Origin of the sequence: Pseudofrankia asymbiotica (assembly GCF_001983105.1) — a bacterium.
Lineage (GTDB): Bacteria > Actinomycetota > Actinomycetes > Frankiales > Frankiaceae > Pseudofrankia > Pseudofrankia asymbiotica.
Genome location: NZ_MOMC01000016.1, coordinates 66,029 through 87,150 on the forward strand (window position 1 = coordinate 66,029; position 21,122 = coordinate 87,150).

Annotated in this window: 21 protein-coding genes; 8 read left to right on the top strand and 13 right to left on the bottom strand. The window is 73.3% G+C overall.

Translation table 11 applies throughout. The annotated features are described in order from the left end of the window. Window positions 1-20: 20 nt before the first annotated feature. Window positions 21-500 (bottom strand): hypothetical protein, encoded by a 480-nt coding sequence (locus BL253_RS09200; RefSeq protein ID WP_076815484.1) that lies wholly within the window; start codon window positions 498-500, stop codon window positions 21-23. Window positions 501-628: 128 nt separating this feature from the next. Beyond that, window positions 629-1,492: an LLM class F420-dependent oxidoreductase gene (locus tag BL253_RS09205; RefSeq protein ID WP_076815487.1), complete on the bottom strand. Its 864-nt coding sequence runs from the start codon at window positions 1,490-1,492 to the stop codon at window positions 629-631. Between the two features lie 209 nt (window positions 1,493-1,701). On the opposite strand from BL253_RS09205, the gene BL253_RS09210 reads away from it, so the two are divergent. The 4 genes from BL253_RS09210 (at window position 1,702) to BL253_RS09225 (ending at window position 6,599) form a co-directional block, all read left to right on the top strand. Further along, on the top strand, window positions 1,702-2,652 hold the full coding sequence (locus tag BL253_RS09210; RefSeq protein ID WP_076815489.1) for an alpha/beta fold hydrolase: 951 nt from the start codon (window positions 1,702-1,704) through the stop codon (window positions 2,650-2,652). A 218-nt stretch (window positions 2,653-2,870) separates the two neighbouring features. Next, entirely contained in the window at window positions 2,871-4,457 is a 1,587-nt protein-coding gene (locus tag BL253_RS09215; RefSeq protein ID WP_241834648.1) for an MFS transporter, read from the top strand. Next, complete coding sequence (locus tag BL253_RS09220) at window positions 4,454-5,164, top strand: TetR/AcrR family transcriptional regulator (RefSeq protein ID WP_081438145.1); 711 nt, start codon at window positions 4,454-4,456, stop codon at window positions 5,162-5,164. The genes BL253_RS09215 and BL253_RS09220 overlap by 4 nt, the downstream gene beginning before the upstream one ends. A 100-nt stretch (window positions 5,165-5,264) precedes the next feature. Next, on the top strand, window positions 5,265-6,599 hold the full coding sequence (locus tag BL253_RS09225; protein WP_076815491.1) for an NADH:flavin oxidoreductase: 1,335 nt from the start codon (window positions 5,265-5,267) through the stop codon (window positions 6,597-6,599). Window positions 6,600-6,745: 146 nt separating this feature from the next. Here BL253_RS09225 and BL253_RS09230 read toward each other — a convergent pair whose 3' ends face one another. The 7 genes from BL253_RS09230 to BL253_RS09260 form a co-directional block, all read right to left on the bottom strand. Next, on the bottom strand, window positions 6,746-7,018 hold the full coding sequence (locus BL253_RS09230) for an HGxxPAAW family protein (protein WP_076815493.1): 273 nt from the start codon (window positions 7,016-7,018) through the stop codon (window positions 6,746-6,748). A gap of 229 nt (window positions 7,019-7,247) precedes the next feature. After that, entirely contained in the window at window positions 7,248-7,511 is a 264-nt protein-coding gene (locus tag BL253_RS09235) for an HGxxPAAW family protein (protein WP_076815495.1), read from the bottom strand. Between the two features lie 251 nt (window positions 7,512-7,762). Beyond that, window positions 7,763-8,221, bottom strand: coding sequence for an anthrone oxygenase family protein (locus BL253_RS09240; RefSeq protein ID WP_081438146.1), 459 nt, complete (start codon window positions 8,219-8,221; stop codon window positions 7,763-7,765). A 161-nt stretch (window positions 8,222-8,382) separates the two neighbouring features. Then, window positions 8,383-9,735, bottom strand: coding sequence for a serine hydrolase domain-containing protein (locus tag BL253_RS09245; RefSeq protein ID WP_241834649.1), 1,353 nt, complete (start codon window positions 9,733-9,735; stop codon window positions 8,383-8,385). Between the two features lie 110 nt (window positions 9,736-9,845). Next, window positions 9,846-10,910 carry a threonine aldolase family protein gene (locus BL253_RS09250; RefSeq protein ID WP_076815499.1) on the bottom strand — a complete coding sequence of 355 codons (1,065 nt, stop codon included), beginning with the start codon at window positions 10,908-10,910 and terminating at the stop codon, window positions 9,846-9,848. An 84-nt stretch (window positions 10,911-10,994) separates the two neighbouring features. Further along, window positions 10,995-11,651 carry a peptide deformylase gene (locus tag BL253_RS09255; protein WP_076815501.1) on the bottom strand — a complete coding sequence of 219 codons (657 nt, stop codon included), beginning with the start codon at window positions 11,649-11,651 and terminating at the stop codon, window positions 10,995-10,997. Between the two features lie 59 nt (window positions 11,652-11,710). After that, the gene (locus tag BL253_RS09260; RefSeq protein WP_076815503.1) at window positions 11,711-13,546 is read right to left on the bottom strand and encodes a RyR domain-containing protein; all 1,836 of its coding nucleotides are present in this window, start codon (window positions 13,544-13,546) and stop codon (window positions 11,711-11,713) included. A 394-nt stretch (window positions 13,547-13,940) separates the two neighbouring features. Between BL253_RS09260 and mce the strand changes: the two genes are divergently transcribed. Next, complete coding sequence (gene mce / locus BL253_RS09265; RefSeq protein ID WP_076815505.1) at window positions 13,941-14,366, top strand: methylmalonyl-CoA epimerase; 426 nt, start codon at window positions 13,941-13,943, stop codon at window positions 14,364-14,366. Between the two features lie 141 nt (window positions 14,367-14,507). Here mce and metK read toward each other — a convergent pair whose 3' ends face one another. Next, a complete protein-coding gene (gene metK / locus BL253_RS09270; protein ID WP_076815507.1) occupies window positions 14,508-15,776 on the bottom strand; it encodes a methionine adenosyltransferase in 1,269 nt (422 codons plus the stop codon). 787 nt (window positions 15,777-16,563) lie between these two features. On the opposite strand from metK, the gene BL253_RS09275 reads away from it, so the two are divergent. After that, the gene (locus BL253_RS09275) at window positions 16,564-17,022 is read left to right on the top strand and encodes a transglycosylase SLT domain-containing protein (protein ID WP_076815509.1); all 459 of its coding nucleotides are present in this window, start codon (window positions 16,564-16,566) and stop codon (window positions 17,020-17,022) included. A 165-nt stretch (window positions 17,023-17,187) separates the two neighbouring features. Here BL253_RS09275 and BL253_RS09280 read toward each other — a convergent pair whose 3' ends face one another. Further along, window positions 17,188-17,598 carry a nitroreductase/quinone reductase family protein gene (locus BL253_RS09280; RefSeq protein ID WP_076815511.1) on the bottom strand — a complete coding sequence of 137 codons (411 nt, stop codon included), beginning with the start codon at window positions 17,596-17,598 and terminating at the stop codon, window positions 17,188-17,190. A 296-nt stretch (window positions 17,599-17,894) separates the two neighbouring features. On the opposite strand from BL253_RS09280, the gene BL253_RS09285 reads away from it, so the two are divergent. Next, window positions 17,895-18,455 carry a nuclear transport factor 2 family protein gene (locus tag BL253_RS09285; protein ID WP_076815513.1) on the top strand — a complete coding sequence of 187 codons (561 nt, stop codon included), beginning with the start codon at window positions 17,895-17,897 and terminating at the stop codon, window positions 18,453-18,455. Between the two features lie 68 nt (window positions 18,456-18,523). Here BL253_RS09285 and BL253_RS09290 read toward each other — a convergent pair whose 3' ends face one another. Together BL253_RS09290 and BL253_RS09295 are read right to left on the bottom strand one after the other, a co-directional pair. Beyond that, window positions 18,524-18,958 carry a DUF4259 domain-containing protein gene (locus BL253_RS09290; protein ID WP_076815515.1) on the bottom strand — a complete coding sequence of 145 codons (435 nt, stop codon included), beginning with the start codon at window positions 18,956-18,958 and terminating at the stop codon, window positions 18,524-18,526. 135 nt (window positions 18,959-19,093) lie between these two features. Then, window positions 19,094-19,603 (bottom strand): hypothetical protein, encoded by a 510-nt coding sequence (locus tag BL253_RS09295; RefSeq protein ID WP_076815517.1) that lies wholly within the window; start codon window positions 19,601-19,603, stop codon window positions 19,094-19,096. Window positions 19,604-19,817: 214 nt separating this feature from the next. Here BL253_RS09295 and BL253_RS09300 point away from each other — a divergent pair, with 214 nt between their 5' ends. Beyond that, complete coding sequence (locus BL253_RS09300; protein ID WP_081438175.1) at window positions 19,818-21,080, top strand: amidohydrolase family protein; 1,263 nt, start codon at window positions 19,818-19,820, stop codon at window positions 21,078-21,080. Window positions 21,081-21,122 lie beyond the last annotated feature (42 nt).

A 21,122-nucleotide genomic window follows, 5' to 3' on the forward strand; every position in this document is an offset into this window, starting at 1 on the left:
CCGGCGAGAGGCCTAAGGACCTAAGGAACGGCCGAGCCCGGGGGGTCGGGCGGCTCGTGGCCGGGGGCGTCCCAGGGGAGACGGTCGCCGTGGCGGTGACGCTTGCGGCGGTAGGCCCGGTCCTCGACGCGCAGCAGCCAGGCGTCGACGAAGAGCTGCTCGCCCAGGCTCAGGGTGGCGACGACGGCCGGCGGCGGGGCCTCGGTGTAGACGCCGACGACGTAGGGCTGCTCGGCGATCCGGCCGGCGGCGTGCGGCGGCAGCGGGATCAGCGCCAGCCGCGGCGGGCAGTCCAGGGTCACCGACACGAGCCGGCGCAGCGCCTCGAGCGCCGTCAGCGGCCGGGTGGGCGGGGGCGGAGACGTGGTTCCCGGCTCCGGGCTCTCGGTGCCGGGCGGCGGGGCGGGGACACCGGTGCCCGGGCCGAGGACGACCAGCAGCTCCACCGGGACGTCCCAGCTGGGCCTGTCCCGTGCACCCTCAGTGGTCTGCCCCGTCACCAGAAGCCACCTCCCGCCGCAACGGTAGCGCGCCGCACCCGCGCCCCGGAACTGGCCGAAGCCGGACAACCGGCAACCGGCCCGTTCGGGTGACGGCGGCGCGCCCGCCAGCGGCTCCCGCCGGCCCGCTAGGTGAGCAGGGCGGGGGCCAGGCGGCGCCATTCGTCGCGGGGGAGGGAGTCGCCGGCGGTGAGGACCTGGACGCAGACGTGGTCGGCGCCGGCGGCGTGGTGCTCGGCGACGCGCCGGGCGATCGCGGCCTCGTCGCCGATGACGATCGTGGCGTCGACGAGGCGGTCGGTGACGGAGAACAGGTCGTCATCGGTGAACCCGAGCCGGCGCAGGTTGTTCGCGTAGTTCGGCAGCTGCAGGTAGGGGGTCAGGAACGGCCGGGCGATCTCCAGGCCGGCGACCCGGTCGTCGGTCAGGACGACGGTCTGCTCCGGTGCCAGCAACGGCCCGGCTCCCAGGGCCTCGCGCGCGATCGCGGTGTGCTCCGGGCTGACCAGGTACGGGTGCGCGCCGCGGGCCCGGGTGCGGGCGAGCTCGAGCATCTTCGGGCCGAGGGCGGCGAGCACCCGGTCGGCGACCGGAACCGGCGGGGTGGCGGCGTCGATGCCGTCGAGGAAGCTCGTCATCGCGCGCAGGGGCGCCCGGTAACGGCCGGGCTCCTTGATCTGGTCGATGAGCGGCGCGTGGCTCACGCCGATCCCGAGCAGCAGCCGGCCGCCGAACTTCTCGTCGAGCGCGGCCCGCGCGGCGGCGACGTCGGCCGGGTCATGCATCCAGAGATTGAGGATCCCGGTGGCGACGACGGCGCGGCGGGTCGCCCCGAGCAGGTTCTCCAGCGCGTCGAAGACCGGTCCGCCCACGTCCGGGATCCAGATCGCCTCGTAGCCCAGCTCGTCGAGCTCCGCCGCCGCCTCGGCCGCCGCGGCCGGGTCGCCGAAGCGCAGGTGGGCGTTCCAGATGCCGACTCCGCCAAGATCCATCGTGGGCGCGCCTCCTCGGTGTGGTCAGGCGGAGATACCCGACCGGTCACGTGGACCGTATCTAGCCGGCCGTGAGCCTGCCCACACGTCATCCCTCGGTGACATCCGCGGATGTCACCGAGGGATGACGTGGTTTGCTGAGATGTCGGGCGGCGCGGCCGCCCGTCCGTGGCATGACGTGGCCTGTGGCGACACGGGGGCGAAGAGGGGTGGCTGTGAGCGTCCAGCAGCAGGTGAGCTTCGAGGTGGCCGGGCTGCGGCTCGCGGGGGACCGGTGGGACCCGCCGGCGGGCGACAGCCGCGGGGTCGTGCTGCTGATGCACGGCGGTGGGCAGACCCGCCACTCGTGGCGGCGCACCGGCGAGCGGATGGCCGAGCTCGGCTGGACCGCCATCGCGCTGGACGCCCGCGGTCACGGCGACAGCGACTGGGACCCGGAGCAGGACTACAGCCACGTCGCGATGGCCGACGACCTGGGTGAGATCGTGCGCCAGCTCGGCGAGCCGCCCATCCTCGTCGGCGCGTCGATGGGCGGGATCACCGCCCTGGTCGCGCAGGCGCGCGACCCCGAGCTAGGCCGGGCGCTGGTCCTCGTCGACATCACCCCGCGCATCGAGCCGGCGGGCATCAAGCACATCTTCGAGTTCATGACATCGGCGCCGAACGGGTTCGCGAACCTGGAGGAGGCCGCCGACGCGATCGCCGCCTACAACCCGAACCGCAAGCGGCCCCCGAGCCAGGAGGGGCTGAAGAAGAACCTGCGGCTGCGCGACGGCCGCTGGCACTGGCACTGGGACCCGGCGTTCATGAAGATCCGCGAGGAGGCCCGCCGCGAGCTCGGCCACGACGTCCTCGAGGCCGACGTCCACGGCACCCCCGGCGGCGACGAGGAGTTCCTCCGGGAGGCGGAGCGGGCGATCCAGAGCGACCGGCTGCGCGACGCGGCCCGCTCGGTCCGCGTACCGGTCCTGCTGGTGCGCGGCAAGCAGTCCGACATCGTCAGCGACGAGGGCGTCGCCGAACTGCTGACGCTCATCCCGCACGCCGAGTACGTCGACGTCACCGGGGCCGGCCACATGGTGGCCGGAGACGACAACGACGTCTTCGCCGGCCGCCTCGGCGACTTCCTCGCCCGCCTTCCCGCGCTGCCGCCGCGCTGACGGCCTCGTCGGTCCCGGGCCGTCTCGGTCCGGCGTCGTCCTGGTCCGGCGTCGTCTTGGTCCGGCGTCGTCCTGGTCCGGCGTCGTGTCGGTCCGGCGTCGTGTCGGTCCGGTAGGTCGACGAGCGATGTCATCGTATGATGTCATCGCACGATGACATCGCCGGATGACATTGCCGAGCGAGAGCTACGCGGCGGGACGGGAGYGGCGGGATGGGCGTGGGTGACAGGTCCGCGGGCGCGGCGGCGTGGAAGGCGGCCACCGGGGTGGCCACGGCGGGCGACGCCGAGGCGCGAACGAGCGGGACGCGGACGAGCGGGACGCGGACGGGCGAGGCCAGGGCAGGCGCGGTGGGGGCGGCCATCCGGCCGCGTCTCCTGGTGGCGACGCTGGTCTACACCGGCCTGGTCGTCTCGCTGATCGGGACGCTGGGAACGCCGCTCATCCCGCTGATCGCGCACGAGCACCACGTGTCGTTCGTCGCGGCGCAGTGGATTCTCACCGTCACCCTGCTCGTCGGCGCGGTCGCCGGCCCGACGCTCGGCCGGCTCGGCGACGGGCCGCGCCGCAAGGGCCTCCTCATGGGCGGCCTCGGCTCCGTGCTCGTGGGGGCGGTCGTCGCGGCGGCGGCGTGGAACTTCCCGCAGCTGATCGTCGGCCGGGCGCTGATGGGCATCGGTCTGGGCCTCATGCCACTGACGTTCGCGACCGCGCGCGAATGCCTGCCGAAGGCGAGCGGCGTCCGGGTCGTCGCCGTGCTGTCGGTGACCGTCGCGAGCGGCACGGGCCTGGGCTACCCGCTCACGGGGACGATCGCCGACCGCGTCGACTACCACTACGCGTTCTGGCTGGCCGCGCTGCTGACCGCCGCCGCGATCGGCCTGATCGCCGTCGCGGTGCCGCGCGCCGGCGCCGCCACCCGGCTGGCGGCGGGCGGCGGCGAGCGGCCCCGGCCGTTCGACGTCCCCGGCGCGGCGCTGATCGGGCTGGCGCTCGCCGCGGTGCTGCTCGGGTTCAGCCAGGCGCCGCGCTGGGGCTGGGGGTCGGCGCCGGTCCTGGGCCTGTTCGCCGGCGGGGTGGTGCTCGCGGCCGGCTGGCTCGCCGTCGAGCGGGCCAGCCGCGCCCCGCTCGTCGACCTGCGCTACCTCACCCCACTGCCGGTGATGGTCAGCAACGGTGCCGCCGTCTTCATGGGCTTCGGGATGTTCGGCACGGTGTCGCTGGTGATCCGGCTGATCGAGACGCCGCTGTCCGCCGGTTACGGCTTCGGTGGCGGCGTCCTGCTGGCCGGTCTGCTGATCATGCCGGTGTCGGTGGGGACGCTGGTCGCGACCAGGGTGGCGCGGGTCGTCGACCGCCGCTTCGGCACGGCGGCCGTGCTGACGCTGGGCGGCCTGGTGGTCGCGGTCGCGAGCCTGGGGCTGGCCGGCTGGCGTGGGCACCTCGCCGAGCTCGCGGTCGCCACGGGTCTGCTCGGCGCCGGCATCGGCACCACCTTCGCCGCCATGCCGACGCTTATCATCACGCACGTGCCGCTGGCCGAGACCGGCAGCGCCACCAGCTTCAACCAGGCCATGCGGGTGGTGGGAGGCTCGATGGGCAGCGCGCTCGCCGCCTCGATGCTCGCCGGCTTCACGCCAGCCGGAGCTCTGCTGCCCCGCGAGGCGGGCTACACGGCGGCCTTCCTCGTGCTCGGGCTCGTCAGCCTGCTCGCGGCCGTGCTCGGCCTGGTGCTGCGCGCCAGCGGCCTTCAGCGGACCACAGCGGCACCGGCGCTCGTCGCCGGGGGCAGGGCGGCACCATGATTCCCAGAGGCCCCGTCGTCGGCCAGCCCGGGCGCGCGGACCGCGTGGAGCGGGCGCTGCGGGGTGGTGGCGAGGCCACGGTGACCCCGACGGCCCAGCGCCGCGACGCCCGGCGCAGCCGGGAGCGGCTGCTCGCCGCCGCCGCGGAGCTGTTCGCCGAGCGCGGCTACGCCGGCACCTCGCTGCGCGCCGTCGCTGAGCGGGCCGGCGTCGATGCCGCGCTGGTCGCCCGCTACTACGGCGGCAAGGACGGCCTCTACCGCGCCGTCCTCGCCGCCGACCCGGTCGTCTCCCCGGTCGTCGAGGAGGACGACGAGGGTGACGTCGTCGACGTCGTCGACGACGACGAGACCCGGCGGCGGGCGGCGGACGAGCTGGCCGGGCTGCTCGCCCGGACGGTGGACCGGTGGGAGAACAGCCCGGCGACCACGGTGAGCCAGAACGTCTTCCGCTGCGACCTGGACGACGCGGCCAGGGCCGCGACCGCCGAGCGGGTGGGGGAGCGGGTGCTCCCTCTGCTGCGGGCCGCCGCCGAGCCGCCCGGCGGCCCCGACAGCGAGCTGCGGGCGGAGCTCGCCACGGTGATCCTGCTCGGGATCACGGTCGCGAGGACCGCCGGCACGTTGCCCGCGCTGGCCGCCGCCGACCCCGAGGAGCTCGGTGTGTACGCCCGGGCCCTGCTCGACGCGGTCCTCGGCTGCCGCTGACGGTCAGCACGTGTCGCGAATCTGATGCTCCGTCAGATTTGGCGGCCGGAATCCGCGTGAACGGTGCCGCGCGTCGCGCGGCCGGAGGATAGTGGCCCCTATGACCCACGCCACAGGCCCCACGCCCGCCGGCTGGTACGGCGGCGAGGCCGCCGGTCAGGCCGCAGGCCGCGCCGCGGCGGCCCAGAGGTCCTTACCTGGCACGACCGCGAACGGTGAGGCCCCCGCGGACCTGGCCGTCGTGGGCCCCCCGGCGTCGCCGCCGGCCAGGCCGGACGTGTTCGCGCCCGCGCGGCTCGGGCCCATGACCCTGCGCAACCGGGTGATCAAGTCGGCGACCTTCGAGGGCCGGACACCCAAGGCGCTGGTGACCGACGATCTGATTGCCTATCACGTCGCGCCCGCCGCGGGCGGCGTCGGGATGACGACCGTGGCGTACTGCGCTGTCGCCCCCGAGGGCCGCACCGACCGTCACCAGATCTGGATGCGCCCCGAGGCCGTGCCGGGCCTGCGCCGGCTCACCGACGCGGTGCACGCGACCGGCGCCGCCGTGTCCGCGCAGCTCGGTCACGCCGGCCCGGTGGCCAACGGCGCCTCCAACCGGCTGCCGTCGCTCGCCCCGACCCGGCGGTTCAGCCCGTTCGGCTCGATGACCAGGGCGACCAGCACGCAGGACATCGAACGGATCGTCAGGGCCCACGCCGAGGCCGCCCGGTTCGCCGCCGACGCCGGCTTCGACGCCGTCGAGCTGCACTTCGGCCACAACTACCTGGCCAGCGCCTTCCTCTCACCCAAGCTGAACCACCGCACCGACGGCTACGGCGGGAGCCTCGCGGGCCGGGCGCGGTTCGCCCGGGAGATCGCCGCCGCGGTGCGGGCCGAGGTCGGCGGGCAGCTCGCGATCCTGGCGAAGCTGAACATGGACGACGGTGTCGACGGCGGGCTGTGGCTGGACGAGTCGGTCCAGGTGGCCCGCCTGCTGCAGGACGACGGGTCGCTGGACGCGCTGGTCCTCACCTGCGGCAGCTCGCTGCTCAACCCGATGTACCTGTTCCGCGGGGACGCGCCGGTGCGTGAGTTCGCGGGCGCGTTCCACGGGGTGACGAGGGCTGGGCTGCGGCTGGTCGGCCCGCGCTTCCTGAAGGCCTATCCGTACCAGCCGCTGTACATGCTCGACCACGCCCGGCAGTTCCGCGCCGAGCTGACGATGCCGCTGGTGCTGCTCGGCGGCGTCACCGACCGGGCCGGGATGGACACGGCGATGGCCGAGGGCTTCCAGTTCGTCGCCATGGCGCGGGCGCTGCTGCGCGAGCCGGATCTCGTCAACCGGCTGCGCGAGGACGCGACCACGAGGTCGCTGTGCGTGCACTGCAACAAGTGCATGCCGACGATCTACTCGCGGTCGCGCTGCGTCCTCACCGACCCGACCGCATAGCGCGGGCGAACCGACGAGGCGGAACTCCGACTGTTCCCGCGTTGCCCTGCCCCGCGAACGGCCGGCCAGTCGCCGCGCCGCGCCGCGTGCCTTGCCCAGCCGCCCAGGCCGCCCAGCCGCCCAAGCCGCCCAAGCCAGCGTTCCCGCTAGGTCGGGATCTGGCGTCGCCCGCGGCGGCGGGACGGGTCTCGGCCGCCGATGGGCCACAGGTCGCCGCTGGGGTGTTCGTCGACGTCCTCCATGATCCCGGTGATCAGGGCGGCGACGGCGCCGACGAGCGCGATCGCCGCGCCGACGATCGAGATCGTCCAGGAGGCCATGCAGACGCCGACCGTCCCGACGGTGAAGCCGGCACTGATGATCAGCACCATAGCCCAGGACAGCGGCTTGGAGTGGTGTGACGTGGGTGAGTCGCTCACCGGCGGCCCTTCGCGGGTCCATCCGCTCCGCCGAGCGCGGCGCGGTTACCGGCGATGATCGCACGGCCGGGCCACTCCGTGGCGGGAATCACATCGGAACGGGTCGCCCGAGCCCGGAGACGACGAAGCGGCCCGCCCCCGGACAGGGACAGGGCCGCTTCGCACGCCGGGTGTCGCGCCGGCCGGCTCCTACGTCGAAGAGAGCTCGACGTAGCCGGTCAAGCCAGGCTTAGGCCGAGATCTGGCGGCGGTAGGACGCGTCACGCGCGCCGATCGGCCAGAGGTCGCGGCTGGGGTGCTCGTCGACGTCATCCATGATCCCGGTGACCAGGGCGATGATGCCGCCGAGAACCACGATCGCGCCGCCGATGATCGAGACCGTCCAGGAAGCCATGCACACCCCGAGCGTGCCGACGGCGGTACCGATGGTGATGACCAGCACCATCGCCCAGGACAGGGGCTTGGTGTGGTGTGCCGAGTGCGTTTCGCTCACCGTGGACCCTTCGTGCGTGCGTTGTGCGCGGTCAGCGGGACGGAACTCCGTCCCGTCGCGATGCTATCGGTCGCACGCACGTCACCTGGCCACGAGTGACCTCCATGACGTGAGGGAGACGGCAGGACCTCGGCCGCTGGAAGCCGTGCCGACGGGAACTCGTCCGCCGGCGGGCGTGCCGACAGGCGCCGGTCGCCGGTCGGTGTCGATCACTGGTCGGTGTCGGTCGCTGGTCGGTGTCGTCGTCGGTGTCAGACGCCGGTCGCCGCGGCGGCGAGGAGAACGAGGGCCGTGACGGCGGCGGCGGTGCGGATCGCGTTGAACCGGTCCCAGCGCACCCGGTGCCGCTCCCAGTCCGCCGGCGGCTCCTCCGGGCGCCATGACGCCATCGCGATGTTGATCGGCAGGTCGCCGCGGACCGTGACGATGACGTTGGTCAGCAGCGAGACGAACCCGACGCCCGCGAGCGCCGCCGAGGTGGTGGAGTCGCCGACGGCGGCGGTGACCGTCAGCGCGAGCGACGCGACCAGCGCCGCGAGCTGCAGCGGCACCATGAACCGCGGGTAGCTGGCATCGAACGCCTGCTTGACGGTGATGTACGAGGCCACCGGCAGCGAGTGCATCGCCGGTCGGATCGCCACCAGTCCGACCGTCATCGTCCCGGCGACCAGTCCGGCGAGCACCAGGGCCACCACCGCGAGAGCGGTCATCACCGAGCACCTCCCTGCGCGTGTGGGCCCGGCCATACGCCCGAGCCGGTTCCTCACCGCGCACGCTAACGGCGCACCGTGGCCACGCGGACACGAGAACCCCGACGATCGCCCGGCAACTTCCTGCCACCGCGACTTGCGGCCAGGCAACCGCGACGGCGTTATTCGGGGAGCGGGGGGAGGCTGAGGCAGTCGCGCAGGACGTTCTCGACGGCGTCGGAGCGGGCGTGGTCGCCCATGGAGCCGGTGACGAAGGCGTAGGCGTAGCGGCCGGAGCGGCTGGCCCAGCCGAGGCTGCCGCCGAGGCCGCCCATGCCGAACCCGTCCTCGTCGACGCCGAAGCCCAGCCCCCAGGCGTTGAGGCTGCCCATGACCCGGTCGGGGCCGCTGCACTGCGCCGTCGTCGCCTCGGCGAGCAGGCTGGGCCCGAGGAGCTGGCCGGACAACAACGCGGCGTACAGCCCGGCGACGGCGCGGGCGGTGCCGTGCCCGTTGACCGCTGGAACCTCGGCGGCTCGCAGGGCCGCGCTGTTGGCCACGGCGCCGTCCTGGACGCCGGGCGGGTTGCCGATCGCCCGCTTGTAAAGCTCGGGGCGCCCATCGGCGGCGCTCAGGCGGAACGCCGCGTCCAGCCCGGTGAGCTCGACGGCGCGGGCCTGCTGCTCGGGCGTGAGACCAATCGTGAAGTCGAGCCCGAGCGGCTCGCAGATCTCCTCGCGCAGGAACGTGGCGAGCCGCCGTCCGTCGACGCGCCGCACCAGCTCGCCGAGGAGATGGCCGTAGAACAGCGCCGACTCGCCGTGCGCGGTGCCCGGCGTCCACAGCGGCTGCTGGGCCGCGAGCACGGCGCAGATCAGGTCCCAGTCGAACAGCGCCGCCGTCGGCAGCGGCCGGTCCAGCGCGACCAGGCCGGCCTGGTGGGCCAGCACGTGCCGGACGGTCGCGGGCGCGGCGAAGCCGGGCCAGTACCGGTCGACGCGGCTGTCGAGGTCGAGCCGGCCGCGTTCCACCAGCAGCAGCGCGCACACCGCGGCGAACGGCTTCGTCACCGAGTACGGCATGACGATGCTGTCGCGGCCCCAGCGCGCCGTGCCGGCCGCGTCCGCGGTGCCGCCCCACAGGTCGACCACCCAGGTGCCGTCGTGCCAGGCCGCCACCGCGGCACCGGTGCCCGCGGCCTCGGCCAGCACCCGCTCGAACGCCACCCGCACCGGCTCGAAGCCCGGCGCGACCACGCCCCGCGCGCCGGGGGCGCCCGCGCCCGCCGAGCCGCCGGCGGCTCCGCCCGCCATGACGGCGCCGGGCGTGCCACCCGCGCCGGCTCCGCCCCCGCCACCCGCCTCGACACCGCCCGCCTCGACACCGCCTGGGTCGACACCGCCTGGGTCGGCCACCGGCGCGGGAGCGAAGGGCGCCTCCGCGGTGGGACGGTCCGCGGTCGGGGCCGCCACGTCGGTCGTGGTCAGGTCGGTGGCGACGGCGCCGCCCGCGGCAGCGGGTGCGGGAAGGGTCATGGCGGCGATTGTCCGTCCGAAATTGCGCGTGGGTGTCGTTTCCGCGCCTAGGGCGCGTCCCGGAGCCGTAACCCAACCGACACGTTGGCCCGTTCAGGCAGCCGGGTCCGTCACCGGGGGTCACCGGCCGTCGCGTGGACGGCCTCGGCGGCGAGCAGCCGGGCCAGAACGTCACCCGCCGTCCGGATGTCGTCGTCGCCGACGTCGAGGTGCGTGAGCAGGCGCAGCGACGTGGGCCCGGCGGTGCCGACGAGAACGCCCCGCGCGGCCGCCCTCGCGGCGAAGCTCTCGGCGTCCCGCACCGCGACGAAGATCATGTTCGTCTCGACCAGCTTCGGCTCGACGCGCCCCGGGGCCGCGTCGGCGAGCGTCGCGGCGAGCTCGGCGGCGTGCCGGTGGTCGTCGGCCAGCCGGTCGAGGTGATGACGCAGCGCGTACAGGCCGGCCGCGGCGAGGACCCCGGCCTGGCGCATCCCGCCGCCGAGCCGCTTGCGCCACACCCGGGCCCGGTCGATGTGCTCGGCGTCGCCGACGACGAGCGAGCCGACCGGGGCGCCCAGCCCCTTCGACAGGCAGACCGAGAGCGTCCCGAACAGCTGGCCGAGGCGGCGCGGCTCGACCCCGAGGCCCACCGCGGCGTTCCAGATCCGGGCGCCGTCGCAGTGCAGCACCACGCCGGCGTCGTCGGTGATCGCCCGCAGCCGCTCCAGCCGGTCGAGCGGCCAGATCCGCCCGCCCGCGCGCGCCTGGGTGTTCTCCACGGCGACGACGCTGGTCGGGACCATGTTGTAGGTCTTCGGCGCCGAGCGCGGCCGGATCTGCGCGGCGAGCTCGGCGAGGTCCAGCGGGCCGGCGAGCCCCGGCAGCGTCCGGGTCTGCACCCCGCCGAGCGCGGCGAGCCCCCCGAGCTCGTAGGTGACGATGTGCGCCTCGGCGTCGGCGATGACCTCGGTGCCGATCTCGGCGCTCGCCCGCAGCGCGCAGAAGTTGCCCATCGTCCCGCTCGGCACGAACACGGCGGCCTCGTGGCCGAGCAGGCCGGCCGCGTACTCCTCCAGCGCGCGCACCGACGGGTCCTCGCCGTAGACGTCGTCGCCGACCTCGGCCTCGGCCATCACCCGGCGCATGTCCGCCGTCGGCCGGGTCACCGTGTCGCTGCGCAGGTCGATCGCCATGCCTGGCACGATACGGCCCGCCCTGTGCCGTCCGGCCGGCGTCAGCCGCGCCCGGTACGCCGCCCGACGGCAGCGGCGGCGGCGTCAGCGACGGCGGCGCAGGGCCGCGAGGAAGCCGGCACCGTCGTCGCCTGGCTGGCCGGAGCCCGCCCGGGTCCGCGCGTCCGGCTGGCCCGGCGCGGGGAACGTGGGATCGCGCAGGGCGCGGGCCGCGGAACGGCGGGTGAGGCCGGTGAGCCGGTCGAGGTAGAGCGTGCCGGCCAGGTGGTCGGACTCGTGCTGCAGGCAGCGGGCGAGCAGCCCGGTGCCGGAGTACTCGACCGGCTGGCCGTGCGCGTCCACGCCGCGCACGGTGGCGCTGGCCGCCCTCGTCGTCGCGTAGTGGTAGCTGGGCACCGACAGGCAGCCCTCCTGGTCGGTCTGCTCGCCCGGGCCGAGCTCGAGGACGGGGTTCGCCACGGCCTTCGGCTGGCGCCGCCGCGGCCGGCCGTCGGCGTCGGCGTCGGCGTCCGCCTCGTCCTCATGCCGGTCCGGCCGGTTCGGCTGCCAGTCCGTGTCGAACACGAACAGCCGCAGGCCGACGCCGACCTGTGGCGCGGCCAGCCCGACCCCGGGCGCCGCGTACATCGTCGCGATCATGTCGTCGACGAGCCGGCGCAGCCGGTCGTCGAAGACCGTGACCGGATCGGCGGGGGTGCGCAGTATGGGGTCGCCGAGGACCCGGATCGGCAGGATGGTCACCCTTCCAGGATCCCAGCCCTCCACCCGTCCGTGCCGTCCGTGCCGTCCCGGCCCGAGCGTCAGGCGGTGGGCGCGTCGGCGGAGCGGACGACGCGGTAGCCGGCGCCGGCGAGCAGCTGGGGGATCAGGCGCACCATCTGGGCGTCCTTGTCCTTCGTCTCCGTGGACAGTTCGTCGTACGGGCGGATGTCGGGGTGGATCAGCCGCTCGTTGTCCCGGGTCTCGCCGCCCCGCCAGCCGTGCGCGAGCCGGTTGCGCATCCAGCGCTCGTGCTCGTGGCGCGCGAGCAGCTCGACCTCGTCCGGGGTGAACGCGAACGGCGGCGCGTCCGGCGTCATCCTGGCGCTCGCGCAGCCGATCAGGTTCAGCTTGGTCTCGATGTCGCGGGCCTGGTCGTAGTTGTTGGTGCGGTACTTCTCCGGCAGGTTCTCCCACGCGACCAGCGCCTCGTTGTCGTCGCTGGCCTCGCCGGATTCCAGCCGCTGGCGGCAGTAGTCGGCGTGGATCGCCTCGGCCCACGCTTCCAGCCGGTCATCAGACACGTCATCAGGATCGCAGGCCGCGTCGAGCTGCGGGAAGATGACCATGTCGTCGTAGAGCGCGTCCATCGGGCCCTGCCCCTCCTGTCGGCCGGGGCGCAGCGCGTCCCCGAGCGGGCTGCCCCTGTCCACCCGGACGACGACCGACCGGCGGGTCGGCGGCCGAGCCGTCGCGAGGGCCTTGCGCAGCGCCAGCTCCTCGTCGTCATAGCAGACGAAGATCTGCTCGAGAAAGCCGGCGCCGGGCGCGTGGGCGTGCGCGCGCCGGTCGAGGTCCGCCTCCTCGGCACGGACGTCGTGGCAGTCCAGGTCGAGCGCGACGTCGAGGACCTCGTAGCGGGCGCGCAGCGCCTGGACGACTGTGCTCGCGTGCTCGTCGACGACCACCACCGGCAACCGGAAGGCACCCTCGCCGAGGATGTGCCTGCGCCGCCGGGCGATCTGGAGCAGCAGCTCCCGGCCGAACGGCGACAGGCCGGCGACGACGACCGGCCCGCCGCCGGCCGGCGTCCAGGTCGCGGCGAGATCGTCGAGCAGCAGCCGGGCGCCGAGGCGGGCGGTGTTGAAGAAGTCGACCGTGACCGCGTCGCTCGCCGGCTGGCGCAGCAGCAGGATCCACAGCGCGTCGAGCACGTCCGGGTCGGACTCCTCGGCGTAGCAGCGCAACGCGGTGGACCGGTCGCGCCCGGCCGCGGTGGCGATGGCGACGGCGGCGATGAGCACGGCCGCGTTGCGGCCGGTCGCGGGCCCGGTCACGTAGAGCCTGTCGGCGCGGGCGAGGCCGGCGCGGCGCAGCACGGCCTCGTCGGTCGGGTCGCCGGCGAGCACGGTGACCCGCTGGTCGCCGACCAGGCCGGCGAGCTCCGCGTGCGCGCCGGGAGCGACGAGCACCACCTGGGCGCGCTCGGAGCGCAGCTTCGCGACGAGCGCGAGCGCGCCCGGCCCGTCGCCGCAGACGACCGCGTGGCCATGGGCGAGCCGGGCCCGCAGCCGGGACACCGGCAGCACGAGCGCGTCGGCGAGCGCGTAGAACGTCGCGGCCGGGGCGAGGAAACGCGCCACCTGCAGGGGTGCCGAGAGCGCCGTGTCGGGCAGGTCCGGTGGCTGGAAGACGAACAGGCCGAAGGAGCCGTAGAGCAGGTCGAGGAAATGGTCGCCGAACGACCCGCCGACGCCGGCCGCCTCGTACATCAGCCACTGGCCGGCAATCCCCAGGCACATCGCTGCGAGCGCCGCGACCCCGCACAGCACCCGCCATCCTCGCGGGTCGACGAGCAGCGTGCGTAATCCGTCCGCGGCCGTGTCGCGGCGCGTCCGACGCGATCGGCGTTGCCGTCCCCCGGCGTCGCTCACCACGCTTGTCAGCTCTCCTCGTGTCTCCGGCCGGAGTCTGCGGGTCCATATGGCGATTTGATGGGTTCTTGGAGCCGTTGGAGCCGTTGGAGTCATTGAGTTCACGGAAAGCGATACAGGTGGGGAACTGTGGAGCTTGCCGTGTTCTCCCTGGGTGGGCGACTTCGCGAACCTTATGCCCAACGGCCGCATTCGGCGCGACCAACGCGACGGTCGGCGGTGCGACAGCGGTCGGTGGGCGACCCTGAAGGGCTCCCGGGGCGGCGGGCGGGAACCGTGGGGCCGTGGCCGGCAGCAGGATTCGTTGGTGGGAAAGGACGGGATTGAYGGCGACGTCTCGTAGGTCACCACGTCTATCGGTGGACTCGATGGGCAGTAGCGCGGGACGCTGGCTAGCGTGCTGACCAGGATTGATCACGTCGGGATCGCGGTGGCTTCACTGACCGAGACCATCCCGATCTACGAGCAGGCATTCAACCTGAAGTGCGTGCATCAGGAGACCAACGAGCGCCAGGGCGTGCGCGAGGCGATGCTGCTGGTGCACTCCGGTGACACCGGTGGCTCCTACGTCCAGCTGCTCGAGCCGATCCGCGATGACACGCCGGTGGGCAAGTTCCTGGCCAAGCGCGGCCCGGGCATCCACCACATCGCCTACGGCGTCGACGACATCGACGCGGCGCTCGCCTCGCTCACCGTCGGTGGCTTCGACCTGGTGAACAAGACCCCGGTGCACGGCACCTCGGGCAGCAGGATCGCCTTCATCCATCCCAAGGGCCTCGGCGGCGTCCTCACCGAGCTGGTCGAGGCCGCCGCCGGCCACTGACCCCGCCCCCCACCGCAACCCGTGGCGGATGACCACCCCTATAAACACTCTGACCCGACACACCCCACCCCCGGTCATGTGAAGTGTGTCGGCTCAGCAGGTCTATGGGCGAGGTCATCCGCCACGGTTCGGACTTGGCCGTCAGGCGGCCGCGGCCCGCAGTGCGGCGGCGCGGTCGGTGCGCTCCCAGGTGAGGTCGGGCAGTGACCGGCCGAAATGCCCGTAGGCGGCGGTCTGCTGGTAGACCGGGCGCAGCAGGTCGAGGTCGCGGATGATCGCCGCCGGGCGCAGGTCGAACACCTCCGCGACGGCACGGCCGATCGCCCCCGGCGCCACCTGCTCGGTGCCGAACGTCTCGACGAACAGGCCGACCGGCTCGGCCTTGCCGATGGCGTAGGCGACCTGCAGCTCCACCCGGCGGGCCAGGCCCGCGGCCACCACGTTCTTCGCGACCCAGCGCAGCGCGTACGCCGCCGACCGGTCCACCTTCGACGGGTCCTTGCCGGAGAACGCGCCGCCGCCGTGCCGGGCCGAACCGCCGTAGGTGTCAATGATGATCTTTCGGCCGGTGAGGCCCGCGTCGCCGACCGGGCCGCCGACCTCGAACCGGCCGGTGGGGTTCACCAGCAGCCGGTAGCCGTCCACCTCCAGCTCGCCCAGCCGGCCGCCCCGGCCGCTGATCTCCTCGACGAGCCGCTTGAGCTCCGGCTCGACGACCTGGGAGCGGATGTCGGGGGCCAGCTGGCCGTCCAGGTCGACGCCAGGGGCGTGGTGTGCGGAGAGGACGACCGTGTCGAGACGGACCGGCCGATCGCCGTCGTACTCGATCGTGACCTGGGTCTTGCCGTCGGGGCGCAGGTACGGCAGCGCCCGGTCATGCCGGACGGCGGCGAGGCGGCCCGCCAGCCGGTGCGCGAGCGTGATCGGCAGCGGCATCAGGTCCGGCGTCTCGTCGGTGGCGTAGCCGAACATGATCCCCTGGTCGCCGGCACCCTGGCGGGACAGCTCGTCGACGCCTGCGGCGCCGGGGGCGGCCGCCGCGCCCTGGCGGCCGGCGGGCCCGAGGCCGGTGCGCGCCTCGTAGGCGTTGTCGACGCCCTGGGCGATGTCGGGCGACTGGGTGCCGATCGAGACGAGCACGTCGACCGTGGCGGCGTCGAACCCGGTGGCCTCGTCGTAGCCGATGCCGGCGAGCGTGCGCCGCACGGTGTCGACGACGTCGACGTCCGCGCCGGTCGTCACCTCGCCGGCGACGTGCACCCGGCCGGCGGCGAGCAGCGTCTCCACCGCGACCCGGGAACGCCGGTCGCCGGTGAGATAGGCGTCCAGCAGGGCGTCGCTGACCTGGTCGGCCGCTTTGTCGGGATGGCCCTCGGTGACCGATTCCGAGGTGAAAAGGCGTCGGGACATGAAATACCTCGTTTCGTGCGCGCCGACGGTTCTCGACCCGTGGCGGATGACGCCAACCAGTGGGCAGGCGCTCATCTTCACCCCCGCGCGGCCCATTCCCCGGCATCCGACGGCCCCTTCTCCGCCCGCGCCGCGCCCATTCCCGGCATTCAGCCCGAACTCGGCCGGCGGGATGCGGCCCCGCGGCTGGTTCGGCTTCGGCCGCCGCCGTCGCGGCCGAGCCTCGATGGCTGGCTGGAGTGATCCATAAGCGCATCGTGGTGACGCTAGGTCGATGTCTTGGTGAACGAGACTCTGAGTATTGGTAGCTATGCTTATCGTGAATGTCGATCGCTGTGGGCGCCGGGACCGATGCGCTGGCGACCGGCGAATTTCGAGCTGAAACGTGATGCCGGTCACGAAGGTTTTCCGGGAGGCGTTGAAGGAGAACGGGAGCCACGGACGGTCAGTGATCGGGAACGTGGCTGGCCACGATTCGTGTTTGCCTACTGGCCGGGGGCCTGCCTATGTTTGCTCTCGTCCGGCCGGGGCGCACTTTTCCCGGGCAGGGCGAAACGCCGGGCCGACGCCGATTCTGCCCACGGTCCCGGCGCATGTCGTCTCCTTATCGCGGGGCAGAAACGGAGGAGCCCGGACTCGGGCTCAGCCGGAGAGATGCCAGCAGGGAAGCTGCGTTCTCCAGGCGCGCCAGGCCGTTGAATGGCCGGGGCGCCACCACGTGCCATTCCAGCATCGTTCTCGCTGCTGGTCCGCGCGCGTTCCGTTGGTGTAGCGGGAAAGCCATTTCTTGTCGATCCGACGCAACCGTAAGAGCAGCCTGCGCAACCGTCTCGCCGCCATCGTCGCGGCGGGGGCCGTCGTCACCACGGGCGGGCTGATGGCTGCCTCTCCGGCCAGCGCCGCGACCGTCTCCGACACCTCCATCGCAGCCGCCGCGAAGAAGGCCGGTCTCGCCGGCTGTCGCGGCGTGTCGACGGGCACCTGGGTGGCCATCGCCTTGGCCGAGTCGCGCGGCAACACCCACGCCCACGCGACTGGCATCGAGGACTCGCGGGGCCTGTGGCAGGTCAACCTGTGGGCCAACAGCGACCTTGTCGGCGGGCGCAACCTGTACGACGTGTCCAACAACGCCTGGGCCGCCAAGCGCGTCTGCCACCGCCAGGGCCCGACCGCGTGGTCGACCTACACCAACGGCGCGTACAAGCACTTCCTGGCTCGTGGCCACGCGGCCGCCGCCAAGGTCTGAGCGGAGCCTTACCAACTCGGGCTGAACGTCGAAACGCCGGACAACGCGAGGCCTCCCCGTACGCGGGGAGGCCTCGTCGTCGTTCCGGTGCCCGGTGCCGGCGGGGCCAAGCCGACGGAGCGCCGCTGTGGCGCGGGCCGCCCGGCCGCCGGGCCGCCGGGCCGCCTAGAGCGTGCGGCGGCGCAGGCGCAGGAGGGGGATGCGGCGGTCGCCGGCCTTCTTCTGGTATTCAGCGAAGGCATCTGACTGGGCGACGAATCCGGACCACTCGGCGTCGTACTCGGCGCCGGTGAGCTCGGTGGCGGTGACCTCGACGGGTCCGTCGGTGGTCTCGATCGTCGTGTCCGGGCGGGCGACCAGGTTGTGGTACCAGGCCGGATGCGTGGGGGCCCCGGCATACGACGCGGCGACGACCCAGTCATCGCCGGAGCGGCGGCCGAGTACCGGGTTGACGCGATCGACACCGCTGCGGGTGCCGATGGTGTGCAGCAGGATCAGGCTGCGGCCGAAGCCGCCGGTGGTGACGTTCCCGTTGTTCGCGCGGAACTCCGCGATGACGTTGTCGTTCCAGCTCAACGCAGATCGCTTCCTTCGTCCGTCGGGGGCCCGCGGGGCCCTGGTCGCGGTGGAGAGGCCGGGCGGCGGCAGCTGGCCCACCGCCTGAGGAACGTAACGCCGGGGGCGGCTCCCACCTGCCGGGCACGCCGGGTCAAAATCGAGCCGGCGTTGTCCACGCTGTTGACGGCTTCCCGCCGACGAACGACAAGAAACCGCGAGAGCTGTCCTGGCCGACGGCGTACCTGCGTCTTCTGATCCTCGATGGGGCGGAACCGGGCGACTCGCCGGGACCGGACGCCGTAGGCTGGCGCGCCATGGAACTGTGGGAGCTGGCCGCGCGTGAGCAGGTACGGGACACCGTGGCGACATACAGCCACAGTGGCGACCGGCTCCGGCTCGAGGACCTCGCGGCCTGCTTCACCGCCGACGGCGTGCTGGAGACCAAGGGCGGCTGGACGGCGCATGGCCGAGCGGAGATCATCGCCCGGCTCTCCGGGGTCCAGGCCCTGACCGCCGCCACGACGGTGCCCGGGCGGGAGGCGAGCCCCGGGAGTGCCAGCGGCCTCGGGGCCGAGGATGGCGGCCCGGCGGGCAACGGCGCCGCGTCGGCAGGCAACGGCGCGGCGTCGGCGGGTGGTGGCGGCCCCGCGGCCGGGAAGGCGTTCATCCGGCACTTCGTCACGAATCTGCGGTTCGACTCGGTGACGCCCGACCGGATCACCACGTCGGCCTACTTCGCGGTGTTGACGGTCGCCGGCCTGGACCACTGGGGCCGTTACCGCGACATCCTGGTCCCGGCCGAGGGCCGGTGGCTGTTCGCCCACCGTCTCGTCCGTACCGACGCCCACGCCCCCGGCTCGCCGTTCCGCGGCTGAACGCCGCGCGGTGGCGCCTGGGCACAGGGCCTCGGCCGGTGTCTTCGGGATGAAGCCGACAAACGTCGCTACACCTCGAACAGCGGCACCTCGCCCGGCATCGGCTGGTCCAGCACGCGGCGGAGCAGCAGGACCTCCCGCCGCCAGTCCTCGGCGCTCGCGGTCTCGGACCACAGCTCGGCCAGCTCGGAGCCGTCGGCGAGCACCCGGTCCAGCGCCTCGACCGCGAGCGAGCGAAGGTCGTCCGGGAACGCCGGCAGCGGCTCCAACGGCCACCGGGAGTCGCTGACCGGCTCACCGCCCGGGCACTGAGCGGCGATCAGCGCCGCCGCGACGACGACGTGGGAGCCGGGATCGATCTCGAGGTGGCCCTCGGCGTCGACGGCCCGCGCCAGCAGGCGTTGGACGAGATCGACCCGGTTGGCCGCCGGAGCGTCGAGGAGATCGTCGACAAAGTCCAGCGCACCGTCGTTGTCGAAGTGTCCCGGACCCCACGCACCCACAGCGGTCTCCTCGTGTTCGGCGCTGCCGGGTGATTCTCTCGGTCGCTACCGACACTTTTCGCCGGTTGTCATGGGCGCGTCGTGGCGAGAACCGGTGGTCGGGCCCTGGCCCGCGGTTCCCGCGGACGTGCCACGCTACCCGGCGGCGCCAGGAGGGGAACCAGGGGAGGAGCCCGACGAGTCGGTGCGCGGCGCGAGCCAGTCCGGCCACGGCACGGGCGGGTTGGGCAGCGGCTGGACGCCTCGCCTGGCCAGGAGCTCCTCGAAGCCCTCGGGGTCCGCGGGCACGGCCCGTGGGTCCCCCGTCATGATCTCGTAGAGGGTGGCGCCCTCGGGCCCGGCCACCAGTGGTCCGAAGGCCGCGCCGTGCTCCAGGGTGATGTGGGTGCCGGCCGGGCAGGGACGGTCGCCGATGAGCACCTCGCCGGCGACGACGAAGACGAAGTGGTCGGACTTGTGGCTGTGCCGCTCGATGATCACCCCCGCGTCGTAACGGGCGTAGATGACCATCCGCTCCGGTGACCACTCGAGGAACTTCTCCCAGACCGACACCCGCCGCCCGTCGGCGTGCGCCTGCGCCTTCACCTCGTTCCACGGCACGTCTCCCACGGAGACGATCTTCAGGTCCGGCTTCTCCTCTGGCACGGTGCCCCTTTCTGATCGGACGGCTTTCTGATCGGACGGCCTCGGCGCCATCCCGCCTCGGCGTGGTGTGACGTGGGTCTCGACAAGTCGCTCGGCGAAAAGTAACTTTCCGGAAAGTGATTCGCAATGCCGCTCCTCGCGGCTTGCTCCGCTCGCCGCCGCGCCGCACGCAGAACCGCGCGGAACACAGCACGCCGCACAAGGGGGCATGGCCATGGCCTTGACCGACACCACCGCGCCCGCGACCGCCGCCGGTTCCGTCACCCCGGCCCCGGAGGACCTGCCGAAGATCATTTCGGTGGACGACCACATCCTGGAACCACGTGAGCTGTGGCAGCGTGAGCTGCCGGCCACGATGCGAGACCGCGGGCCCAGGGTCGTGCGGGAGAAGCTCAAGCTGCACTTCTCCGGCGGCCACTACGGCTTCGAGCGCGACGCGCCCGACGGCCGCTGGTGCGACCTGTGGCTCTACGACGACCTCGTCTACCCGACCGGCCTGCTGCACGCCTCCGCCGGCGTGCCACCGGCCGAGGTGAAGAACCTGCCGGCCATCTACGAGGACTTCCGGCCGGGCACCTATGAGCGGGACGCCCGCCTCGCCGACATGGACGCCAACCACGTCGAGGCGGCCATCAACTTCCCGAACACGTTCCCGCGGTTCTGCGGCCAGGGCTTCTCCGAGCGGCCGGACAAGGACGTCGCGCTCGCCTGCATCCAGATCTACAACGACTGGATGATCGACGAATGGGCGGCCGGCGCCGGGCAGGGCCGGTTGATCCCGCTGTCCCTCATCCCGCTGTGGGATCCCGCGCTCGCCGCCGCCGAGGTGCGCCGGTGCGCGGCGAAGGGCTCGTACGCGGTGTCGTTCTCCGAGAACCCGAGCAAGCTCGGGTTCGCCTCCATCCACTCCGGCGCGTGGGACCCGCTGTTCCAGGCATGCGAGGAGACCGGAACCGTCGTGACGATGCACATCGGCTCGTCGTCGACGCTGCCGTCGACGTCACCGGACGCGCCGCTGGCGGTCAGCATGTCGCTGTCCTCGCAGAACGCCGAGGGGTCGCTGTGCGACTGGATCTTCTCCGGCACGCTCGACCGTTTCCCGGGCCTGACCATCGTCTACGCCGAGAGCCAGGTCGGCTGGATGCCGTATCTGCTGGAGCGCATGGACCTCGTCTGGAAGGGCGGCGTCGGCGGCGGCGCCACCCTGCCGAACCCGCCGAGCAGCTACATCAGGGGCCGCGTCTACGGCTGCCTGTTCGATGACCAGCACGGGTTGATCTCGCGCGACGAGGTGGGCCTCGACCAGATCGTCTTCGAGACCGACTACCCGCACACCGACGGCACCTGGCCGAACTCCCGCGCCGTCGCGCATCGCCTGTGCGCRGGCGCCGGCATGGACGCGGGGGAGATCCACAAGTTCKTCCGCGGCAACGCCATCCGTGCCTTCGGCCTCGAACGCTTCGGAATCAAGGATTGACCTCGCCGGGCGCTACAGTCGGCCTGGATGGCTGAGAGCGCG

Coding starts and splice junctions, on each gene's coding strand:
- BL253_RS09205 (WP_076815487.1), bottom strand. CDS start 1,492: ATGGATCTTGGCGGAGTCGGCATCTGGAACGCCCACCTGCGCTTCGGC.
- BL253_RS09220 (WP_081438145.1), top strand. CDS start 4,454: ATGATTCCCAGAGGCCCCGTCGTCGGCCAGCCCGGGCGCGCGGACCGC.
- BL253_RS09225 (WP_076815491.1), top strand. CDS start 5,265: ATGACCCACGCCACAGGCCCCACGCCCGCCGGCTGGTACGGCGGCGAG.
- BL253_RS09240 (WP_081438146.1), bottom strand. CDS start 8,221: ATGACCGCTCTCGCGGTGGTGGCCCTGGTGCTCGCCGGACTGGTCGCC.
- BL253_RS09245 (WP_241834649.1), bottom strand. CDS start 9,735: ATGACCCTTCCCGCACCCGCTGCCGCGGGCGGCGCCGTCGCCACCGAC.
- BL253_RS09250 (WP_076815499.1), bottom strand. CDS start 10,910: ATGGCGATCGACCTGCGCAGCGACACGGTGACCCGGCCGACGGCGGAC.
- metK (WP_076815507.1), bottom strand. CDS start 15,776: ATGTCCCGACGCCTTTTCACCTCGGAATCGGTCACCGAGGGCCATCCC.
- BL253_RS09285 (WP_076815513.1), top strand. CDS start 17,895: ATGGAACTGTGGGAGCTGGCCGCGCGTGAGCAGGTACGGGACACCGTG.